General features: G+C 78.3%; 2 pseudogenes. Both read left to right on the top strand.

The window, feature by feature from the left end:
- A pseudogene (locus tag AC1DXK_RS31080) lies at nt 1–507 on the top strand (DUF58 domain-containing protein); the annotation flags it as partial.
- Nucleotides 508–531: 24 nt separating this feature from the next.
- Nucleotides 532–752: pseudogene (locus tag AC1DXK_RS31075) on the top strand (DUF4381 domain-containing protein); the annotation flags it as partial.

Raw genomic sequence — 752 nt, 5'->3', positions numbered from 1 at the left:
GGCTCCGGGGCGCCGACCGTGCTGCGGCCGTCGGGCGGCGAGCGCGCCATGATCGCGGTAACCGGCGCCCTCGCCCAGGCCCATGCCGACGCGCTGGCGGCCGAGTCCGGGGCACCGGCCCGCGCGGAGCCGCCGCTGGAGGCGACGCTCGCCCTCGCCCGCAGCCTGCTGCCCGCCGGCGGTCACCTCGTCATCGCCAGCGCCCTGGACGATCCAGGCCCGGGCTTCGACGAACTCCTGACCCTGCTCGCCGAGCGGATCGCGATCCGGCTGATCCTGGTGAGCGACGCCTTCGAGCGCGCCCGGCCGCCGGGCTTCTACCCCTTCGCCCTCGCGGACGGCCGCCGCGGGACCGCACTGCCGACGGCGGCCGGGCCGGCGGAAGAATCCGCCGAGGCCCGGCTCGCGGACTACGCCCACCGGGGCATCGCGGGGGTGCGCCTCGACGTCGAGACCGGCCCGGAGGCCTACGCGCCGCTCATGGAGCGCCTCGATGCGGTGCTGTGAGGCCCGATCCCGCGGCCCGATCCGATGAACCCGGTCGCGCCCGCCGAGATTCCCCTGTCCCTCGATCAGCTCCGGGGCCTGCACCTGCCCGGCGGCGCCGCTGGCGCCGTGCAGGGCGAGGTCGTCGCGGCGGCCGTCCTCGGCTTCCTCGCGGCCCTGCTGGTGGGACTCGTGCGCTATTGGCGCGGCCGGGCGCGGGCCGGCCTCCGCCGGGCCGCGCTGGCCGAACTCGCCCGGAGCCGCGG

It is taken from the genome of Methylobacterium sp. P3_A11 (assembly GCF_056403155.1).
Note: the sequence above shows the minus strand (reverse complement) of the source record. Positions and strands in the feature narration are given on the sequence as shown.